This is a genomic window from Bacillus sp. B1(2022) (assembly GCF_040259625.1).
Classification (GTDB): Bacteria; Bacillota; Bacilli; order Bacillales; family Bacillaceae; genus Bacillus; species Bacillus velezensis.
On sequence record NZ_JANIFO010000004.1, the window covers coordinates 351334 to 370236 of the forward strand.

General features: G+C 47.8%; 20 protein-coding genes and 1 tRNA gene. 4 read left to right on the plus strand and 17 right to left on the minus strand.

Going from position 1 to position 18903, the window contains the following annotated elements:
• Positions 1 to 38: 38 nt before the first annotated feature.
• The 7 genes from prkA to queG all read right to left on the minus strand — a co-directional run bounded on the left by prkA (position 39) and on the right by queG (position 7154).
• Positions 39 to 1934 (minus strand): serine/threonine protein kinase PrkA, encoded by a 1896-nt coding sequence (gene prkA, locus NQS30_RS10320; protein WP_003155391.1) that lies wholly within the window; start codon positions 1932 to 1934, stop codon positions 39 to 41.
• A 358-nt stretch (positions 1935 to 2292) separates the two neighbouring features.
• Entirely contained in the window at positions 2293 to 3003 is a 711-nt protein-coding gene (locus NQS30_RS10325) for a hypothetical protein (RefSeq protein ID WP_015239455.1), read from the minus strand.
• Between the two features lie 11 nt (positions 3004 to 3014).
• Positions 3015 to 3728, minus strand: a complete 714-nt coding sequence (locus tag NQS30_RS10330) for a polymer-forming cytoskeletal protein (protein ID WP_012117144.1) — start codon at positions 3726 to 3728, stop codon at positions 3015 to 3017.
• The gene (locus tag NQS30_RS10335) at positions 3719 to 4351 is read right to left on the minus strand and encodes a YhbD family protein (protein WP_015417094.1); all 633 of its coding nucleotides are present in this window, start codon (positions 4349 to 4351) and stop codon (positions 3719 to 3721) included. Before NQS30_RS10335 ends, NQS30_RS10330 begins: the two co-directional genes overlap by 10 nt.
• Before the next feature lie 135 nt (positions 4352 to 4486).
• The gene (gene trmL / locus NQS30_RS10340) at positions 4487 to 4969 is read right to left on the minus strand and encodes a tRNA (uridine(34)/cytosine(34)/5-carboxymethylaminomethyluridine(34)-2'-O)-methyltransferase TrmL (RefSeq protein ID WP_007610253.1); all 483 of its coding nucleotides are present in this window, start codon (positions 4967 to 4969) and stop codon (positions 4487 to 4489) included.
• Positions 4970 to 5005: 36 nt separating this feature from the next.
• Positions 5006 to 5917, minus strand: a complete 912-nt coding sequence (locus NQS30_RS10345; RefSeq protein WP_069007311.1) for an amidase domain-containing protein — start codon at positions 5915 to 5917, stop codon at positions 5006 to 5008.
• Positions 5918 to 5993: 76 nt separating this feature from the next.
• Positions 5994 to 7154, minus strand: a complete 1161-nt coding sequence (queG, locus tag NQS30_RS10350; protein WP_015239452.1) for a tRNA epoxyqueuosine(34) reductase QueG — start codon at positions 7152 to 7154, stop codon at positions 5994 to 5996.
• Positions 7155 to 7238: 84 nt separating this feature from the next.
• Here queG and NQS30_RS10355 point away from each other — a divergent pair, with 84 nt between their 5' ends.
• Entirely contained in the window at positions 7239 to 7862 is a 624-nt protein-coding gene (locus tag NQS30_RS10355; RefSeq protein ID WP_069007312.1) for a hypothetical protein, read from the plus strand.
• An 89-nt stretch (positions 7863 to 7951) separates the two neighbouring features.
• On the opposite strand, the gene NQS30_RS10360 is transcribed toward NQS30_RS10355, so the two are convergent.
• Positions 7952 to 8025, minus strand: a tRNA-Gly gene (locus NQS30_RS10360).
• A 190-nt stretch (positions 8026 to 8215) separates the two neighbouring features.
• On the opposite strand from NQS30_RS10360, the gene NQS30_RS10365 reads away from it, so the two are divergent.
• On the plus strand, positions 8216 to 8419 hold the full coding sequence (locus NQS30_RS10365; protein ID WP_003155407.1) for a helix-turn-helix transcriptional regulator: 204 nt from the start codon (positions 8216 to 8218) through the stop codon (positions 8417 to 8419).
• A complete protein-coding gene (locus tag NQS30_RS10370) occupies positions 8416 to 8883 on the plus strand; it encodes a hypothetical protein (protein ID WP_025284464.1) in 468 nt (155 codons plus the stop codon). The genes NQS30_RS10365 and NQS30_RS10370 overlap by 4 nt, the downstream gene beginning before the upstream one ends.
• A gap of 20 nt (positions 8884 to 8903) precedes the next feature.
• Here the strand turns inward: NQS30_RS10370 and rpsN are convergent, their stop codons facing one another.
• From rpsN to NQS30_RS10400, 6 genes are all read right to left on the minus strand, one after another.
• Positions 8904 to 9173: a 30S ribosomal protein S14 gene (gene rpsN / locus NQS30_RS10375; RefSeq protein WP_025284463.1), complete on the minus strand. Its 270-nt coding sequence runs from the start codon at positions 9171 to 9173 to the stop codon at positions 8904 to 8906.
• 174 nt (positions 9174 to 9347) lie between these two features.
• Positions 9348 to 10484, minus strand: a complete 1137-nt coding sequence (ssuD, locus tag NQS30_RS10380) for an FMNH2-dependent alkanesulfonate monooxygenase (protein ID WP_069007313.1) — start codon at positions 10482 to 10484, stop codon at positions 9348 to 9350.
• A 24-nt stretch (positions 10485 to 10508) separates the two neighbouring features.
• On the minus strand, positions 10509 to 11342 hold the full coding sequence (locus tag NQS30_RS10385; protein WP_052827200.1) for an ABC transporter permease: 834 nt from the start codon (positions 11340 to 11342) through the stop codon (positions 10509 to 10511).
• Complete coding sequence (locus NQS30_RS10390; protein ID WP_015239446.1) at positions 11342 to 12331, minus strand: aliphatic sulfonate ABC transporter substrate-binding protein; 990 nt, start codon at positions 12329 to 12331, stop codon at positions 11342 to 11344. Before NQS30_RS10390 ends, NQS30_RS10385 begins: the two co-directional genes overlap by 1 nt.
• Positions 12332 to 12346: 15 nt before the next feature.
• A complete protein-coding gene (locus NQS30_RS10395; protein ID WP_015239445.1) occupies positions 12347 to 13114 on the minus strand; it encodes an ABC transporter ATP-binding protein in 768 nt (255 codons plus the stop codon).
• 222 nt (positions 13115 to 13336) lie between these two features.
• Positions 13337 to 14272 carry an amidohydrolase family protein gene (locus NQS30_RS10400; protein WP_072588926.1) on the minus strand — a complete coding sequence of 312 codons (936 nt, stop codon included), beginning with the start codon at positions 14270 to 14272 and terminating at the stop codon, positions 13337 to 13339.
• A 256-nt stretch (positions 14273 to 14528) separates the two neighbouring features.
• Here NQS30_RS10400 and katA point away from each other — a divergent pair, with 256 nt between their 5' ends.
• Positions 14529 to 15974 carry a catalase KatA gene (gene katA / locus NQS30_RS10405; protein ID WP_003155420.1) on the plus strand — a complete coding sequence of 482 codons (1446 nt, stop codon included), beginning with the start codon at positions 14529 to 14531 and terminating at the stop codon, positions 15972 to 15974.
• Positions 15975 to 16045: 71 nt separating this feature from the next.
• On the opposite strand, the gene NQS30_RS10410 is transcribed toward katA, so the two are convergent.
• From NQS30_RS10410 to opp4C, 3 genes are read right to left on the minus strand one after another with little or no spacing between them, the layout of a single operon-like run.
• Entirely contained in the window at positions 16046 to 17011 is a 966-nt protein-coding gene (locus NQS30_RS10410; protein ID WP_218791536.1) for an ABC transporter ATP-binding protein, read from the minus strand.
• The gene (locus NQS30_RS10415) at positions 17004 to 17990 is read right to left on the minus strand and encodes an ABC transporter ATP-binding protein (protein WP_218791535.1); all 987 of its coding nucleotides are present in this window, start codon (positions 17988 to 17990) and stop codon (positions 17004 to 17006) included. Before NQS30_RS10415 ends, NQS30_RS10410 begins: the two co-directional genes overlap by 8 nt.
• A complete protein-coding gene (gene opp4C, locus NQS30_RS10420; RefSeq protein WP_033574444.1) occupies positions 17987 to 18892 on the minus strand; it encodes an oligopeptide ABC transporter permease in 906 nt (301 codons plus the stop codon). The genes NQS30_RS10415 and opp4C overlap by 4 nt, the downstream gene beginning before the upstream one ends.
• Between the last annotated feature and the right edge of the window lie 11 nt (positions 18893 to 18903).

Sequence of the window (18903 nt, forward strand, 5' to 3'; positions counted from 1 at the left end):
CGTCCTTTTACAGACGGGCCTCACAATGAAATCAAACATCAGCGGTTTAACAAGCTTCCGACATACTTCAGCAGTTCATTAGCGCTAGTCGAATTATAGCCGTGTTCATCTATTAACCTTGCCACTACCTCATTGACCTTTTTAAGCTGCTGCTCATCCGGCGTTTTGGTTGAGGTCGTAATTTTCACCACATCTTTTAAGTCTGCGAACAGCTTTTTCTGAATCGCCTCGCGGAGTCTTTCGTGCGAATTATAGTCAAAGCGTTTTCCTTTTCTTGCATAGGCGGATATGCGGATTAAGATTTCTTCGCGGAACGCTTTTTTCGCGTTTTCTGAAATGCCGATCTGCTCTTCAATGGATCTCATCAGTTTTTCGTCAGGATTCATTTCTTCACCCGTCAGCGGGTCGCGGAGCTTATTTTTATTGCAGTACGCTTCCACATTATCTAAATAATTGTCCATGAGAGTTTTAGCGGATTCTTCATATGAATAGACGAACGCCTTCTGCACTTCTTTTTTAGCGATGTCATCGTACTCTTTCCTGGCGGCGGAAATAAAATTCATATACCGCTCTTTGTCCTCGGCGGAGATCGACGGATGCTGGTCAAGTCCTTCTTTTAAGGAACGCAGCACGTCAAGCGAATTGATCGATTCCATATTTTTTCTGATAATTGTTGAGGAAATGCGGTTGATGACATAGCGCGGGTCAATTCCGCTCATTCCTTCATCATGGAATTCCTTCTTCATATCCTCAAGATCAACGGAATTGTAACCTTCAACGCTTTCTCCGTCATAAAGCCTCATTTTTTTGACGAGATCAATATCAGAGCGGTTCGGTTCCTTCAGCCGGGTCAAAATAGAAAACATCGCGGCCACTTTTAATGTATGGGGGGCGATGTGTACGTCAGAAACATCACTTTCAGAAATCATTTTTTCATAAATCCGTTCTTCCTCTGACACCTTTAAATTATAAGGAACAGGCATCACGATGATCCTGGAGTGAAGGGCTTCATTTTTCTTATTGGCAATAAACGAGCGGTACTCCGTTTCGTTCGTATGCGCAACAACCAATTCGTCGGCTGAGATGAGCGCAAACCGTCCGGCTTTGAAATTCCCTTCCTGCGTGAGTGACAGAAGGTGCCACAGAAATTTTTCATCGCATTTCAGCATTTCCTGAAACTCCATCATTCCGCGGTTCGCTTTATTTAATTCACCGTCAAACCGATAAGCGCGCGGATCTGATTCTGAGCCGTATTCGGCAATTGTTGAAAAATCAATACTCCCCGTCAAGTCGGCGATATCCTGTGATTTCGGGTCAGACGGGCTGAAGGTTCCGATTCCGGTACGTTTATCCTCCGAGAAGAATATACGTTCAACCTTTACATCCTCAATTCTGCCGCCGTATTCTTCTTCAAGCCGCATGACATTAAGCGGAGAAAGGCTGCCCTCAATTCTGATGCCGTATTCTCTGTAGAAGTCGTCGCGCAGATGATGGGGAATGAGATGGAGAGGATCTTCATGCATCGGGCAGCCTTTAATGGCGTAAACAGCGCCGTTGTCTGTCAATGAGTAGGCTTCAAGCCCTTTTTTCAGCATGGTGACAAGAGTTGACTTTCCGCCGCTGACGGGTCCCATCAATAGTAAAATCCGTTTTCTTACATCGAGCCGCTTGGCAGCCGGGTGAAAGTATTCCTCCACGAGCCGTTCCAGAGATTCCTCAAGGCCGAACAGCTCCCGCGAGAAAAAGCTGTATGTCTTTTTACCGTCATCCTCCTCGATTCCGCTGTCTTTTATCATATTAAAAACGCGAGAATGAGCAGACTGCGCGACCAATGGATTTTCTTTTATGATCTCCAAATAATCAGCGAACGTCCCTTCCCATTTGAGACGCTGCTCTTCCTCTCTGTACTTTTCAATTTTCTTTAATATATCCATAAGAACCTCCTCTATCATGGTTAATGCACTAGAAATAAGGTACTTTGTTACAATCTATGCGGTGACGTGATAATACATGCTTTTCGTTTCTTAAAAATAAAGACGTTACAAGGCCGTCATTGACAAGGGTCCGGTGCACCGTTCATAATGAAAGAAATACAGTTTCATCCAGACTCGGACATCAAATGGAAAAGCAAAGAGGAGGAGAAATGATGAAAACGATCATTTTACTTGGGGTCATTCTCACTTTTTTAGTATCCATTTTTACGGCGGGTTACGACAGCAAACCTGAAAACAAATAACGGCAAAAGGGTGCTCTTCATAAAGAGCACCCTTTCCTGTACAACATAACAATGTTTCATATTTGAATATGTTCTTGGACAGTTGATTTTTCATGAGATTTGCAGCTTGTTTGATACTCGATTTTTCCGATTTTGCAGCCCGGGCCGATTTCCACATGCTTTCCTCTGACGATGTCCGCTTCCGTGTATTCGAGGTAAATTGCGTCTCCTTCGATCAATTCAGCAGAAAGCGTGCCGGCTTTCCGTTTAAGAAAACCGGGTTTCCGTCTGACGGTGATCGATGTGCCGCCGATTTCTTTCACGCGGCTTCGGTCATAACGCAAATGGATGTTTACGTCCCCCGCGTTTAACAATCCCGCCACATTGATACCTCCTGTTACATGAAGCAGCTCCGTCTGGCAATCACCGCTGACGGTGAGACTGCCTTTTATATGACACCGCTCTCCCGCGGCCCCGCCGCCAATTTCAGCAAGTCCTTTCAGCCTCATCGTGGCGAAACGCATGGAGCCGCCGACTTTCAATGTGCCCATCACATTTGCTGAACGTGCTGATAAATCTCCTGCAACTTCATGCTCTCCGAAAATTTTCAGCCTGTTGATCTCGGCATCTCCGAGAAAAAGTCCCGTACCGAATATCCGGCAGCGTTCGCTTTGAAGTCCTTCGCCGACAGTTCCTTCCCCTTTAATGCTTACATTTTGGTAGGAGCCGCCGGAGGCGTGTCCGGCTCCGTACATTTTTAAATGACTCAATTTTTTTGTCGTTTCCATCGCAGTTCCTCCTATCGTTTCACGACTTTGTTAACCAAAGCGGAAGGATCACATGTAAAATCGCCGCTGTATTCCACAGTCCCAATGGTGCAGCCTGCGCCGATCCGCACATGATTTCCGCGGACTGTCTTCGCGTTCGTGTCCGCCAATTCAATGATGTCACCTTCAATCAGCTCCGCTGTCAGCACCGGGGCCGGCATCAGCTTAAAACGCGTAAGCACGCTCTTTCTGCTCATCACTTTCAAATGGCGGCAGCCGATCTCTTTCACATGGCTTTCTCCCGCCGTCAGCTTAATACTGACTTCATCGGCATTCAGCAGGCCGCCGATCTTGCATTTGCCTTCCGAACGGAACGTCTCTGTCTCGCAATCGCCTTCAATCCCGGCTTTCCCGGATATGAAAATATCATCAGCTTTCACACCGCCGCCGAAAGATGAAAATCCCGCGACGTTCAGCCGCTCCGTTTTGACATCACCTTTAATGACACCCGTTCCATTGATACGGATGGATTCAGCTTCGGCACTGCCGGAAATTTTCCCCGACCCGCTGATCGTCAGCGTTTGCGTCTTGACATGTCCGTCTGTTTTTCCGCTGCCGTTAAACAAAAAGCTCGCGCACTCCACATCACCTGACACCGTGCCGCTTCCGTTGATCTCCACTGTATGAAAACGGCCTCCTTTTGAACTTCCTGAACCGTTGATGATTAATTTATCTGTTACTTCCATTGATGGTCCTCCTGCATCCATTTCGTTTTTAATTCTTCCGATGCCGCAGCAAGCGCCACCCGTTCAACCACTTTGACAGTCGGTTCAAATAAAATATGTTCCGCGTCTGCAATGAAGCACGTCGTTACGCCAAGCTTTCGGAGCATGACAAGCTCCGTATTCGCTTTCAGTTCGGAAGCCTCATACGTTTTCAGCACCCCTGCCGCCAATTTTCCTTCCTCAAGGCTGATATTGCCCGATTGCAAAAGCCCTTCAAGCACATATAAAGACAGCAGCGCGCGGGACGTGAATGTCACGCCGTCTTCGCCATAAACTTGCAGCGCGGCTTTTGAAATCAGTCCCTTTTGAAGCAGCTCCGCAGACGTTATATTGACATCAGTCATTTGCGGAGACAGCATTTCCCTCATTTCATCCAAAGACAGATTTTCTTTCATTTTCTGTATTTTTGAGATGCGTTTTAATATTTCCGCTCTCGGAAAAAATGTTTCCTGGCCTGTAAATGTTGATTTTCGGATAAACCATTCTTCAGGAATTAAATTTTTCCGTTTCCAGCGGTACAGCTGCCCGTATGAGATTGATGTTTCTTCCAGCAATTCTTTTTTAGAAATCAGTTGTTCCTCCATGAATCCAGCTCCTTCGATGAAAGTATTGTAACATAACACTGTTACGTTGTTAAGCCTGAAATATAAAAATGCTGTGAACCGCTGCTGTCCGTCTTTTTTATTCAATAAAAAAACGCCCGGATGCGGGCGTTTTTTTCACGTCAAATCTCTGTAATTTTGCTGGCGCAGCGCTTCATATACAAGAATCGCGGCCGTGTTGGACAGGTTTAATGATCTCACATGCTCGGTCATCGGCAGACGCAGGCAGCGGTCCATATTGTTTTCGATCAATTCTTTCGGAAGTCCGCTCGTTTCTCTGCCGAATACGAAGAAAAAGTCTTCCTCCGTATTTGAGTAATCAAATGATGTGTGCGGCTTTTGGCCGAATTTTGTAATGAAGAAAAACTTTCCGTTCTCATATGCCTCAAATAACTCTTCCAATGAATCATGATATACGACGTTGACGAACTCCCAATAATCGAGTCCGGCGCGCTTCAGCATTTTATCATCGGTCGAGAATCCGAGCGGGCGGATCAAATGAAGCGTTGTGTCTGTTGCCGCACAAGTACGTGCGATATTTCCCGTATTGGCCGGGATTTCGGGTTGATATAAAACGACATGTAATGCCACGATGTTCACCTCTGTTTTTTATTCCGCCCACCATTATATCATTAATTACTCTTTTGTCGTATCATCCGTAATATGAAAAAACGCATATCTGATGGAAGGAGTATACGCCGTTGAATCCTCATATGACCAATATCTCATCCTGCTGTCATACGTTTGGGCATTGACAAGCGGCATATTGCTTTTATCTTTCGCGACCACGATCGCCGTATGATTAAAACGGCCGTCCCCTTCAAAATCATAGCAAATGATATCTCCGGGCATCAGTTCTTCGGCTCTTGATACTTGCACCGCGCGAAGCCCTGCCTTGGATTGGGCCAGATACATCTTCATCGAATGCGCGACCGTCCAGCTGTAGCTCCACGAGCTTGCCTTCATCCACCAGCCTGAGCCTCTGTTCGGATGCCCCCGCATCGGTGCTTTTCCGGCATGTAAACATTGGGAAATAAAATTGGTGCAGTTGTCGCTGAAATTTTTATAAGCGGGATTTCGTTTATTCCAAAACTTCTCCGCGTACTGCACGGCAGCCAGACGGTCGTATTGAAACGCCCGCCCGAAATCTTCCCGTTCACTCCGCTCATATTCAATTACGCTGTTTCCGTCAGAAAATCCCGCCGGTTTTTTCTTTACTTCCCGGTCTTTAATCAAAAGCTGATCATAGAGAAATGCAGTCCGTTCCTCAATCTGCTCTTCTAAGTAAAGGTGTCCGTCATGCTCCTTGCACAAATATTCGAAATGAATCGTGTACATGACGCATAACGTGCCGTCGTCCTCAAGGCTGCTTTTGACAATGAAGGCTTTTGCCTTCGCTTTCACGATGTCAACTTTCCGTTTTTCAAACAGCTCTTTTTTTCTCGTCAGGACCTCAAGATCGCCGGGCTGCCCATTGTGCCTCATCTCGGTTCCGTTGATTAAATAATGAAGCCGGGCCTCCGCTAAATCTTCAATAATATGCTTCAAGCGCTCCACCCACCATACTGTTTTATAAAGAAAAAACACTTGAACTCACGCCAAGTGCTTTTTCTCTATACATATGTCAGGACCGGCCGGTTTTAGTCTTATCAGAAACCGATAACAGCTCCAGTCCCTTTTCAATTTCCCGTATAGCTTCCTCATCCTGCTCCTTTTGAAGCGCTTTTTCTAATTCCCCCGCATAATCAGGATCACCGATTTTCCCGATGGCCCAGGCGGCCGTCCCCCTGATAACGGGGCGCGGATCTTGGTGCATCAAGGCCGTTAATTCCGGAAGAGACGAGGCATCTTTAAAATGAGCCAAAGCTAAAATCGCATTCCGCTGTATCGGCTTCTTGCCGCGCCATGATCCCGATACATGTCCGAATTTTTCTTTGAATTCGCGGTTGCTTATGGTCAAAAGCGGCTTTAACAGCGGCTTTGCGATTTCCGGATCAGGCTCCATCTGCGGATGAAGATGAAAATCTTTCCCCTTATTAATCGGACAGACCGTCTGGCACGTGTCACAGCCATACAGACGGTTTCCGATTTTCGTGCGGAACTCATCCGGCAGAAATCCCTTTGTCTGGGTCAGGAACGAAATACAGCGCTGGGCGTTAAGCTGTCCGGGATTGACGAGCGCGCCGGTCGGACACGCGTCTAAACATTTTGTGCACGTACCGCACATATCTTCAATCGGCACATCCGGTTCAAAGGGCAGATTGGTGATCATTTCAGCCAGATAGACGTAAGAGCCGTATTCAGGCGTGGTGATCATGCAGTTTTTGGCGCTGAAGCCGATTCCCGCCCGTTCAGCCACGGCCCTGTCGGACAATTCCCCTGTATCCACCATTGACTTTGTGCGGATATCCTCATGTTTGCTTTGGAGAAAATTCTCCAGCAGATCAAGCTTTTCCCTCAGCACGTCATGATAATCCTTCCCCCAGGAAGCTCTGCAAAAAATGCCGCGCCGCCCGTCCCTCGTGCTCCTCGGCGCATCTTTCATTTTGGAAGGATAAGCAAGGGCGATGGCGACGATTGATTTGGCTTTCGGGAGAAGCAAAGACGGTGTAACCCGTTTTTCAATATCCGGCTCTTCAAACCCGGATAAATAGCCGAGTGATTCCTGAAGAATCAGCCGGTCCCGCAGACTGTCGAACGTATCAGCCGTCGTAAACCCGATTTTGTCGACTCCTATGCTTTTGGCGTATTCGATTAATTCCTCTTTCAGTTTATGAATATTCATTTTTTGCACAGCCTCCTTTCTTTGTGATCAGGCTCCCGCACAGGTATAATAGAGTTTTATCATCCCGAAATGGAGTGAACACACTTGAACATCAGTTTAGATCCACTTATTGCTGAACGGGTGCCGGGGATCAAAGCGGCAGCCGTCTTATATGAACAGATCGAAGTCGGGCCTGCTCCGCAAATGCTGAAAGGCCGCCTCCGTTTATTTCAAGAATCTCTTTACTTTGATTATGCTGACGGCGGTATAGAAGAGCAGCCTTTTGTAAAAGAGTGGGCGCGTATAATGGAACAGCTCAGTCCCGCCTTTTCAGGACAAAAAACGCCGATGGAGCTTATGCTCGGCGATATTTCCCGGGAACGATTCATTGAAAGTGTGAATTCAGCCCATGATACCATACTTTTTTTCTCCTTGAAATATTCATTGCCTATCATGACGTATGACGCCGCAGAAATAGATGAACCGATTTCAATTAAAATCGGAGAAAAAGAAAGCGTACTGTCTTTCTCCGGCCCGGACGGCGTTTTCGGCGACTTCACCGGACATATCAATACACGCCCTGTCACGCCCGGCACAAGGAAAATGCTGCAGCTGATCTTTTTCCCGCCTTCATTTCATGCCGACGCGGCGGATGAGCTGCTATCATCCTTAACAAAAATGTTTGAACAAATTCACGGAGGCACGCATACCGTCTCTTGGCTTTCATAAAAAGACACGCCTTCGTGTCTTTTTTCACATAAAAAAACGCAATACTTCGTTTATCAGAGAAACGAAACACTGCGTTAATAACGTATGTATGGAGCGGGTGATGAGAATCGAACTCACGACATCAGCTTGGAAGGCTGAGGTTTTACCACTAAACTACACCCGCATCAAAATTAATTTTTGTCAGTACCGATTTGATGTTTCTAATATTACATGTTTATTTTTTTTTCGTCAAGGGAATGTTAAAAAATTTGTCGAAAAAAATTCTTTTTTTGTCCACATGTTAAGTTGGGTTTACATTTTGTTAAGAGTCTCATACAATATAAAAAAGAAGAAAACTTGAGGTACGCCTGATGATGAAAAATAAAGTAAAAGAGCTGAGAGCCAGATTCGGCTATTCTCAGGAAACGCTCGGAAAAGAAGCCGGAGCCACCAGACAGACGATTGCAGCGATTGAAAAAGGAGATTATGTGCCTTCACTTTTATTGGCGCTTAACATCTGCCGGGCTTTCTCCCTGCCGATGGAGGAAGTTTTCTGGCTGGAGGAGGAGAAAAAATGAGTTTGAAAAGAAAAGCGTGTTTTCACCTTGCACTCTACGGATTGGCCTGCTGGACGCTTATTTCCTTTATGGAAGCGGCGCCGCGGATCGCTCAGTTTTTCCAAACGGAGGGGAGCGGTTCATTTGAGCTGAATATCACTCCGTTTCTGCTGTTTACCGTTTGTGCCGCATTATATATCTATACTGAAAAGAAAAAACGGAACGGCAAAAAGCACAGGCTTGTGCCCGATGAATTTGAGGAACAGGATGAAAGAGAACGAATGATGACGGCTAAAGCTTGCCGTTCCTCGTATATCGCCGTTTACTTCTCATTGCCGGCCGCAGCCGTTCTGCTTTTGTTTTATCCGCTGATTCAGCCGCATCTACCCTTTTTTCCGATTCTTTTGATTTTCATTCTGATGATGATTCAGCATTTGGCTTATGCTTTCACTTTTCATAAGCACGGCAAAAACTCCGGTTCATGACAGATCCGGAGTTTTTTACATTACCAGCTCGCTTTTTTCACCCCGGGAATCCGGCCTTTATGGGCCAGCTCCCTGAATGCGATTCTGGACAGTTTAAATTTTCTCATATATCCGCGGGGCCGCCCCGTCACCGTACAGCGGTTATGAAGCCTGCCCGGAGCAGAATCACGCGGCAGTTTGCTCAGCGCTTCCCAGTCTCCTTTTGCCTTTAATTCTCTTCGGATGTCCGCATATTGTTCAACAAGCTTCTGCCGCTTGAGCTCTTTGATCACTTTTGATTTTTTTGCCATTTCAGCACTCCTAACAAATCGTAATAATTACGTTTTGTATCATATCATCCATATGAGCATCGTGCAAGCTAAGCGCTTAAAAAGGCGGGTGAATACCCGCCTTCACTGCCGGCATTTCCCCGGAAATGAAACCGCAGAAAGCGCTCGCCGTCAATTATCCGCCTTGCGACGTCATCAGACTGTCGCTTTATTTTCTCTTGCAAAATGGTCGTTGCCCATTGCTTCACCCAGTCTGCGCTCAAACTTTTTAGTCCGTTCATTCTGAAACGGCAGAAGCGGAAACACGAGTTCAGCCAGATAATAAGCTTCTTCCAGATGCGGGTAGCCTGAAAAGATAAACGACTCAATGCCGAGTGCCTGATACTCTAAAATTCGAGCAGCGACAGTCTGCGGATCACCGACAAGCGCCGTGCCCGCTCCGCCTCTGACCAGTCCGATGCCGGCCCAGAGATTCGGGCTGATCTCAAGCTTCGAGCGGTCACCGTTATGGAGATCGGCCATCCGTTTTTGTCCCGAAGAATCAGCGCGCCGGAGCGCAGCCTGCGCTTTCGCAATCGTCTCTTCGTCTAAATGGCTGATTAATCGTTCAGCCGCTTCCCATGCCTCTTCCTCAGTCTCCCGGACAATCACGTGAAGTCTGATGCCAAAACGCATCGTCCTTCCTTCCTTGGCAGCCTGTTTTTTAACGGTTTCAATCTTTTCTTTTACCTGCTCCGGCGGCTCTCCCCATGTTAAATAGACATCTGTATGTTTCGCCGCAGCCTCAATTCCCGCCTGTGATGAACCGCCGAAATATAATGGCGGATGCGGAGACTGCTTTGGCGGAAACAGCAGATTGCTGTTTTCCACTTTGATATGGTCCCCTTCATATGTCACCGTTTCGCCCCGCATGAGTCCGCGCCAGACGGTTAAAAATTCTTCAGTCGCCTTATAACGTTCATCGTGGCTGATAAACATACCGTCTCCCGCCAGTTCATAAGGATCTCCGCCCGCTACGACATTTACGAGCAAACGGCCGTCTGACAGCCGATCCATTGTCGACGCCATTCTCGCGGCGACAGACGGCTGCATCAGTCCCGGACGGACCGCCACTAAAAATTTCAAGTCACTCGTTTCCCCCGCTAAAGCGGCAGCCGTCAGCCACGGGTCTTCACATGATCTCCCGGTCGGCAGCAGCACCCCCGTATACCCGAGTCTGTCCGCCGCCTGTGCCACTTGCTTAAAATAAAGATGATCCGCCGTTCTCCCTCCCGTTTGCGTCCCTAAATACCGGCCGTCACCATGCGTCGGAATAAACCAAAGAATCTCCATATGAATCTCTCCTTTTTTAATAGGTTACCCTTCATAACTGTTCCGCCATTTTAATAGTTTCCGTTCGAGCATTCTGACCAATGCATCTGTCAGCTTGCCGACAGCCGCAAAAATGATAATGCCGACAAACACCTTATTTGTCTGTGAAAATTGTCTGGCATCCATAATCATATAACCGACGCCCTCGCTCGATCCCATCAGTTCCGCCACCACGAGACCGAGCCACGCAATGCCTAGAGAGAGCCTGATGCCGAGCAGGATATTCGGCAGAGATGCCGGAAGAATTAATTTCGTCATCTGCTGATACCAGTTAAATTCCAGCACCCGCGCGACGTCAAACAGCTTCGCGTCCACACTGCGGATTCCGAGAAACGTATTAATGTACACGGGGAAAAAAGCCCCCAATGCGATCAGCAGAATTTTTGATGTCTCATCAAACCCGAACCACAAAATAAACAGAGGAGTCACGGCCAAGTGCGGAACCGTTCTGAGCATTTGAAGAGACGGATCTAGATATGCTTCCGTCCGCTTTGAGAAACCGACCAGCAGCCCGAAAACAAGTCCGAGGCCCGCGCCAAGCAGAAATCCGGCAGCCGCCCTGTATAAACTGATCTCTAAATGACCCCACAGTTCACCTGAAAGAAGAAGTTCCTGAAACGTCTGCAAGATGACGACAGGTGACGGGAGCACCGTTGTCGAGACGATGCCCAGACTTGCGATAACCTGCCATACTGCGATGACCGCAGCCGGGAGTACAACCCCTTTCATCCATTGGTATGAATACTTCCGGGAAGTTGCCAGAGCTTTCTTTTCTGATTGGCTTATTGCGCCGGCAGCCGTTGATGCTTCTGCTTTCATTACTTGCCATCCCCCGTTTCAAGCGCTTTTTTAATAAATGAATTGTCGACAACGTCTTTTACATGAATTTTCTTATGAATCGCTTTTGTTTGATATTGAAAATCAGCGGTTTCCTGCTGGGCTTTGACAATATCATCATTGATCGGTTCATTGAGAGGCTCAGTATTGTTAAGCACGTTTCTGACGACTTTCGGATCAAGATGTTTGATTTTCGCATATAAAGAGACAGCTTCATCTTTGTGTTCCTTTTGCCATGTAACTGCTTTATTGAACACTTTCAGAAATCGGACAACCTCATCCGGGTGTTCTTTGGAAAATCCCGTTCTGACTAACGTGAAACCGGGAGAATATAAATCTGTGCTTTCTCCGTTCGCCAATATTTCCGCCCCGTGCTGCAGCGTTTCAATCGACAAATACGGCTCCCAAATGGACCATGCGTCAACTGATTTGTTTTCAAAAGCGGAAACCGCCTCATCAGGCTGAAGCTGGATGATGGTGACGTCATCGGCGGAAAGCCCCGCTTTATCTAAAGCTTTATAGAGAAAATCAAAGCCGCTGCTGCCTTTGGCTACAGCGATTTTTTTACCTTTCAATTCTTTCAGGCTCTGAATCCCGCTGCCCTTGTTTACGAGAATGCCATTTGCCTTTAACCCGTCCTGAGACAGCCCGATCTCTTTAAAATCAATTCCAGCCGCCTGACCGGAAATGACCGGTGAATTGCCGACCTGGGAAAAATCAAGCTTATCGGCGGCAAGACCTTCAAACTGCGGAGGACCGCTTTGGAATTCGACCCATTTTACTTTTATTCCGTCTTTTTTGAAGGCCTCTTCAAACCAGCCTTTTTCCTTGGCAATGAGAAGCGGGCTTAAACTCTGCTGGATGCCGATCCGGATTTCTTTCACCGTTTTCCCGCTCCCTCCTGTCCCGTCTGCACTGCATCCGGCTGACATCATGACTGCTGCGGCTAAAAGAATGATGATTTTTTTCACTTCGCTTCGTCCCTTCTATATCCCGGACCCATCCGCAAACCGGAGGTCTTCCGTTTTCTCAAACTCAGAAAGCACCTTCTGCCGGACGGCCTGAAAATCCGCTGAGGTCCGATTGCGCGGATGCGGAAGCTGAATCGGCATCAGGCTGTGCAGCCGGCCGGGCTTTGCCCTGAGGATCGCCAGCTTATCGCCTAAATAGACGGATTCATCAATATCATGCGTGACCAGAATCATCGTCGTTTTTTTCTCGCTCCATATATCAAGCAGCACATCCTGCAAATGTTTTCTCGTAAAAGCGTCAAGCGCCCCGAACGGTTCATCTAAAAGCAGCACCTCCGGCTCGCGCAAAAGGGCTCTGGCGATGGCAACCCGCTGCGACATGCCGCCGGATAATTCGCGCGGATAAGCGTTCTCCGCTCCCTGCAGCCTGACAACCTCAATCAGATCATCCACTTTTTTCCGAACGGCCGGGTCGTTCATATTGAGATCGGCAGCGATGTTTTGTTTTACCGTCAGCCAGGGAAACAGCCGGTGCTCCTGAAAGATAAATCCCTGCCGGATGCCCGGTCCCGATACATTGCGGCCGTTTATTGTGACAGAGCCTTTATAATCGGTATCAAGACCGGCAATCAATTTTAAAAGCGTGCTTTTGCCGCATCCGCTCGGCCCGATGACAGTCAAAAATTCTCCCGATGCAATTGACAGCTCAATATCATTCAGCACCGGCGTTTTCCGGCCTTCATGCTCAAAAGCTTTTTCTTGTATGCTGATGGTTACAGCCATCTGTCTTCCCCTCTCTTTCTGCCGCGTGCGATCGAAAAACAAAAAGGCCCCCATCTCCGATTGCTTGCAGAGATGGGAGCCTTCGGCGGTCCGATCGGCAACCCGTTTGTTTTTAAATTTGAATATCATGTTAATTCAAATTATTCCGACTTGTCAACTGTTTTTTATAAGGATTAAAATACGCCCTCCGGCATAACCCTGCCAGAGAGCGCATCGGCTGTATCACGTATTTACTTCCTTTTCTTGGCGGGCGATTTTCAATAATGTCCGCGCGTTGTTGCCGAAAATGTTCTCTATATCTTCTTCCCGCATATTGATTTCCCGGCAGGTCCTCACCTGCTCCTGAAGATATCTGTATACATATCCTCTCGGAAATCCGTTCGAATCCGTCCCGAAGATGATCCGTTCAGCACCGATTAATTCAGTTGTCTTCCGAAACAGAATTTCCAAATCAAGCGGGTACGGCATCCACCTCATCCACTGATTTGAGCCGGACGTGTCAATATACACATTCGGGCAGCTCCAGCACAGCTGCAGCAGTTCCTGATAATATCCGGCGCCGAAATGCGGAATGATGAACGGGATATCAGCATACTCTCTCGCGACGCGATAGATGGAGAGCGGGTTGATGTTGCGATGGCTGACAATGCCCCCCGCTCTTCCTAAAAGCCCGAAGTGAATTAATACAGGCAGCCTTTTGTCAGCCAGATACGTCCACAGCTTTTTCAGCGACGGATCATGAAAATCGATGTCTGTCAGCGGCCCGAACAGTTTATATCCTTTCAGACCGAGCTCTTCTACCGCTCTTTTCAGCTCTTCATACGCATCCTCCCGCTCCAAAGGATGATATGCAAATCCGGTAAATCTCGCGGGATTGGCTTGAATAAACGCCGCCATCCGGTCATTGCTCTCTGCTGTTAAAAAATTCAGCACGTCAATGCCGTACTTATCTAATTCATTCTCCCATCTTGTCATCAAAGCGATTTCGCCGTCATCGCCCTCAACATCATGCGGATCAGGAAAATCCCAAGTCAGATTCATTCTATCTGACCGCTCCCGGTTATAATCGGAAAATGTCTTATCGTTTTTGCCGAAATAAAGGCTGTACGGCAGATGACCGTGAATATCGACAGGTTTAAAATGCTGCCGGAAAAGCATACAATCGCCGCCTCCCTTACCGCCTGACAATAAAAAAAGGCCCTTATCCAGTGAAGAATAAGAGCCTCTTGTGTCCAAGTCAGCGGTTTCTATTTTTTCTCATCTTAAACCCATTATTCCCGTCAGTCAAGTAGGCTTTCAAATCCAAACCCTTTTTTCGATAATAAAAATAATTATTTTATAATCATTATAAAATAATATTGACTTTTTAATGATAGGTGATATTATATTTTTATAAATCTAAAGAGGTGATCACATGAGTTCAAATAAATTGACAACCAGCTGGGGCGCTCCTGTCGGAGATAACCAAAACTCAATGACGGCCGGCGATCGCGGTCCTGCTTTAATACAAGACGTCCATCTGCTTGAGAAATTGGCGCACTTTAACAGAGAACGCGTTCCCGAGCGTGTCGTTCACGCAAAAGGCGCGGGCGCACACGGTTATTTTGAAGTCACAAATGACGTTACAAAATATACGAAAGCCGCATTTCTGTCAGAAGTCGGTAAACGCACGCCGCTCTTCATCCGTTTCTCAACCGTTGCGGGCGAACTGGGCTCTAGTGACACAGTGCGCGACCCGCGCGGATTTGCCGTTAAGTTTTATACAGAAGAAGGAAACTACGACATCGTCGGAAACAATACACCCGTGTTCTTCATCCGCGATGCCATCAAGTTCCCTGACTTTATCCATACACAAAAAAGAGATCCGAGAACACATCTGAAAAACCCGACGGCCGTTTGGGATTTCTGGTCTCTGTCACCGGAATCCCTGCACCAGGTAACCATTCTGATGTCAGACCGGGGCATTCCGGCGACTCTTCGCCATATGCACGGATTCGGAAGCCATACATTTAAATGGACAAATGATAAAGGCGAAGGCGTCTGGATCAAATATCACTTTAAAACAGAGCAAGGCGTGAAAAACCTTGATGTTAATACAGCCGCAAAAATCGCGGGCGAAAATCCCGATTACCATACGGAAGATTTGTTCAATGCGATTGAAAACGGCGATTTCCCCGCATGGAAATTATATGTTCAAATCATGCCGTTAGAAGACGCAAACACATATCGCTTTGATCCGTTTGACGTCACAAAAGTATGGTCTCAAAAAGACTATCCGCTCATTGAAGTCGGCCGCATGGTTCTGAACCGCAATCCGGAAAATTACTTTGCGGAAGTAGAACAGGCGACGTTCTCTCCCGGCACATTAGTCCCCGGCGTCGACGTCTCACCTGACAAAATGCTTCAAGGCCGGTTGTTCGCATACCATGACGCGCATCGCTACCGTGTCGGCGCGAACCATCAGGCGCTGCCGATCAACCGTTCCCGCAATGAAGTGAAAAACTATCAGCGTGACGGACAAATGCGTTTTGATGATAACGGCGGCCGCTCCGTCTATTACGAGCCTAACAGCTTCGGCGGCCCGAAAGAGTCACCTGAAGATAAACAGGCGGCATATCCTGTATCAGGTTTCGCTGACAGTGTAAGCTATAATCATCATGATCATTACACACAAGCCGGCGACCTGTACCGCCTGATGAGCGAAGAAGAGCGCGCGCGCCTTGTCGCCAATATCGTCAGTGCGATGAAACCTGTGGAAAAAGAAGAAATTAAGCTGCGCCAGATCGGCCACTTCTACAAAGCTGATCCTGAATACGGCAGACGCGTTGCCGAAGGACTCGGACTGCCATCACCAAAATAACATCAAAAAACCTGCCGGTCTGCCCGGCAGGTTTTTCCTGTTTATTATCAATAAAACCGTTTTTTTCTCAATTATATGAAGTGGCATGCCGCAAAATGATGAAGCCCTTTTTCTGACAGCGCCGGACTTTTCTCAGCACATATCTTCTTGGCTGCCGGGCATCTCGTTCGGAATTTACAGCCTGAAGGCGGATCAGAGGGGCTCGGTATATCACCCTTTAAAATTATCCGCTCCCTTTTCGCTCCGGGATCAGGAACAGGCACGGCTGATAACAGCGCTTTCGTATAAGGATGAATCGGCCGTGAAAAGAGCTCCTCCTTTGACGCGTATTCCACAATCGTCCCTAAATACATAATGGCGACCTTCGTACATAAGTGCTCCACCACGCTTAAATCATGAGAAATGAACAAATATGACAGCCCGTGCTGTTTTTGAAGGCTGCTGAACAAATTGATCATCTGCGCCTGGATGGAGACATCTAACGCCGCCACGGGTTCATCCATAATGATAAATTGCGGCTTGAGCGCCATCGCTCTTGCAATCACGATCCGCTGCCGCTGCCCTCCGGAAAATTCATGCGGATAACGGTCGATAAAGTTTGCGGAAAGTCCGCAGGCTTCAAGAACTTCCGCCGCTTTATCACGCGCGTTCCGCTTCACCGCCAATTGATGCTCGATCATCGCTTCACCGATGGCTTCTCCGATCCGACGCCGGGGATTTAAAGAACTGAACGGATCTTGAAAGATGAGCTGCGCTTCTGATCTGAAAGTTTTGAGCTCGCGCCGGCTCATCCGAAACACATCACGCCCCTGAAAAAACACCTCTCCCTCTGTTTTTTCATGAAGCCTCAAAATGGTCTTGCCGATTGATGACTTTCCGCTGCCCGATTCTCCCGCTAAGCCGAACACTTCTCCCTTTCCTATCGTAAAACTGACACCGTCGACCGCTTTTACGGGATTTTTGCGGGTCTTTCTCATCCCCCCATGCTCCTCGTAATATTTTTTCAGCCTCTTGACCTCCAGCAACACATCACTCATCTGCTTTCTCCTCTCTGTAAAGCCAGCACGCCGCCTGATGCCCCTTCCCGAATTCAGTAAAATGCGGGCTCGATTTCCGGCATATTTCCGTGCTGTGTTCACATCGCTCCGCAAAATAACAAGACGATCCCGATAGGTCCGCAAGCTCGGGGACCTGCCCCGGAATGGTGTACAGCATCTCCCTTCTTTGACCGATAACCGGCTTGGCCGCGAGCAGTCCTTTCGTATACGGATGCTTCGGATCAGAAAACAGCTTTGCAACCGGTCCTTCCTCCACAATTTTCCCCGCATACATAACAATCACATAATCAGCCATTTCAGCAACCACGCCAAGGTCATGAGTAATGAATAAAATAGACGTGCGGAATTGCTTTTTCATATCCCGCAATAAATCCAATATCTGCGCCTGAATGGTTACGTCAAGCGCTGTCGTCGGCTCGTCGGCAATGATCAGTTTCGGTTCGCAGCTTAGCGCGACAGCCGTCATGATGCGCTGCAGCATGCCGCCGCTCAGTTCATGAGGATATTGGTGCATAACCTGCTCGGCATGCGGGATCTCCACTAACGTGATCAGTTCAACGGCCCTCCGCCATGCTTCTTTCTTACTCAGCAATAAATGTTCGCGAATCGGTTCGGCCAGCTGCTCACCGATTGTAAACACCGGATTCAAAGATGTCATCGGTTCCTGAAATATCATCCCGATTTCGCTGCCGCGGATTTTCTGCATGTCTTTTGGTTTCAATTCCAACAGGTTCCGTCCGGAAAAATGCACCGCTCCCCGTTCGATTCTCCCCGTCTCGGGAATAAGCTGCATAATGGACAATGACGCCATGCTTTTCCCGTAGCCAGACTCCCCTACAATACAAACCGTTTCCTCCTCATGTATCGTAAAGCTGACATCGTCCACGGCCTTTACCGCCCCCTCCTCTGTATAAAAAGCCGTTTCCAAATGCATCACTTCTAAAAGCGGTTTTTTCATTTCATTTTCACCTGCCGTTTTACCTTAGGATCAAAAGCGTCTCTTAAACCGTCTCCAAGCAGATGAATCGCCACAACGGTCAGAAAAATGGCCGTTCCCGGCGGAATCCACAGCCACGGACGGAGTGTAAAATCCATAAAATGATTCGCAGCTTCCATCATGTTTCCCCAAGAAGGTGTCGGCGGAGCAACGCCAAGCCCGAGAAAACTCAGCGCCGATTCACTCAGCATCGCTCCCGCCACATGCAAAGTCGCCGCTACCAGTAATAACGGCAATGTATTGGGAAGCAAATGATAGAGGATTTTCCGTTTATCACTAAGCCCCAAAACTTCCGCGGCCATCATAAACGGCTGCTCCTTCAGCGACAAAATCTGTCCGCGTACAAGCCGCGCCAGACCGGGCCATCCGATCAGGCTTAACATCATCATAATCAGGTACATTCTGTATTCAGAAGGCACTTTCCACTCCGACATCACCGCAGCCAAAATCAAAAGCAGCGGCAGTCCCGGGATGGACATGAGCATATCAGCAATGCGCATAATGATCATATCAGCGGCTCCCCGATAAAATCCGGCCGCAGCCCCGAGTAAAGAACCGATGACAAGCGACAGCACCATTGAAGCAAGCCCCACGGTCAGAGAAATCTGCCCCGCCAGCATCAGCCTCGTCAGCACATCTCTCCCGTACTGGTCAGTTCCCAGCCAATGATGGATTCCCGGCTGCTGATTGGCATTTGAAATATCCGTCCGATCTGTTATGTACGGAGAAAAAGACGGCCCGATAAAGCACAATAAAAACATAAAACATAAGAAAAGAAGACTGATGACCGTCAGCTTATGCTGCAGCAGGCGGCGGTACGTCTGCTTCCAAAGAGAAGGCGGCGCCCCTTTTTGTTTTTTCATTCCGAACACCC

What these genes read in the sequence shown, in the direction of transcription:
- prkA (WP_003155391.1), bottom strand. Translation starts at nt 1,934, where the DNA reads ATGGATATATTAAAGAAAATTGAAAAGTACAGAGAGGAAGAGCAGCGT.
- NQS30_RS10325 (WP_015239455.1), bottom strand. Translation starts at nt 3,003, where the DNA reads ATGGAAACGACAAAAAAATTGAGTCATTTAAAAATGTACGGAGCCGGA.
- NQS30_RS10330 (WP_012117144.1), bottom strand. Translation starts at nt 3,728, where the DNA reads ATGGAAGTAACAGATAAATTAATCATCAACGGTTCAGGAAGTTCAAAA.
- NQS30_RS10335 (WP_015417094.1), bottom strand. Translation starts at nt 4,351, where the DNA reads ATGGAGGAACAACTGATTTCTAAAAAAGAATTGCTGGAAGAAACATCA.
- queG (WP_015239452.1), bottom strand. Translation starts at nt 7,154, where the DNA reads ATGAATATTCATAAACTGAAAGAGGAATTAATCGAATACGCCAAAAGC.
- NQS30_RS10365 (WP_003155407.1), top strand. Translation starts at nt 8,216, where the DNA reads ATGAAAAATAAAGTAAAAGAGCTGAGAGCCAGATTCGGCTATTCTCAG.
- NQS30_RS10370 (WP_025284464.1), top strand. Translation starts at nt 8,416, where the DNA reads ATGAGTTTGAAAAGAAAAGCGTGTTTTCACCTTGCACTCTACGGATTG.
- rpsN (WP_025284463.1), bottom strand. Translation starts at nt 9,173, where the DNA reads ATGGCAAAAAAATCAAAAGTGATCAAAGAGCTCAAGCGGCAGAAGCTT.
- ssuD (WP_069007313.1), bottom strand. Translation starts at nt 10,484, where the DNA reads ATGGAGATTCTTTGGTTTATTCCGACGCATGGTGACGGCCGGTATTTA.
- NQS30_RS10385 (WP_052827200.1), bottom strand. Translation starts at nt 11,342, where the DNA reads ATGAAAGCAGAAGCATCAACGGCTGCCGGCGCAATAAGCCAATCAGAA.
- NQS30_RS10395 (WP_015239445.1), bottom strand. Translation starts at nt 13,114, where the DNA reads ATGGCTGTAACCATCAGCATACAAGAAAAAGCTTTTGAGCATGAAGGC.
- NQS30_RS10400 (WP_072588926.1), bottom strand. Translation starts at nt 14,272, where the DNA reads ATGCTTTTCCGGCAGCATTTTAAACCTGTCGATATTCACGGTCATCTG.
- katA (WP_003155420.1), top strand. Translation starts at nt 14,529, where the DNA reads ATGAGTTCAAATAAATTGACAACCAGCTGGGGCGCTCCTGTCGGAGAT.
- NQS30_RS10410 (WP_218791536.1), bottom strand. Translation starts at nt 17,011, where the DNA reads ATGAGTGATGTGTTGCTGGAGGTCAAGAGGCTGAAAAAATATTACGAG.
- NQS30_RS10415 (WP_218791535.1), bottom strand. Translation starts at nt 17,990, where the DNA reads ATGAAAAAACCGCTTTTAGAAGTGATGCATTTGGAAACGGCTTTTTAT.
- opp4C (WP_033574444.1), bottom strand. Translation starts at nt 18,892, where the DNA reads ATGAAAAAACAAAAAGGGGCGCCGCCTTCTCTTTGGAAGCAGACGTAC.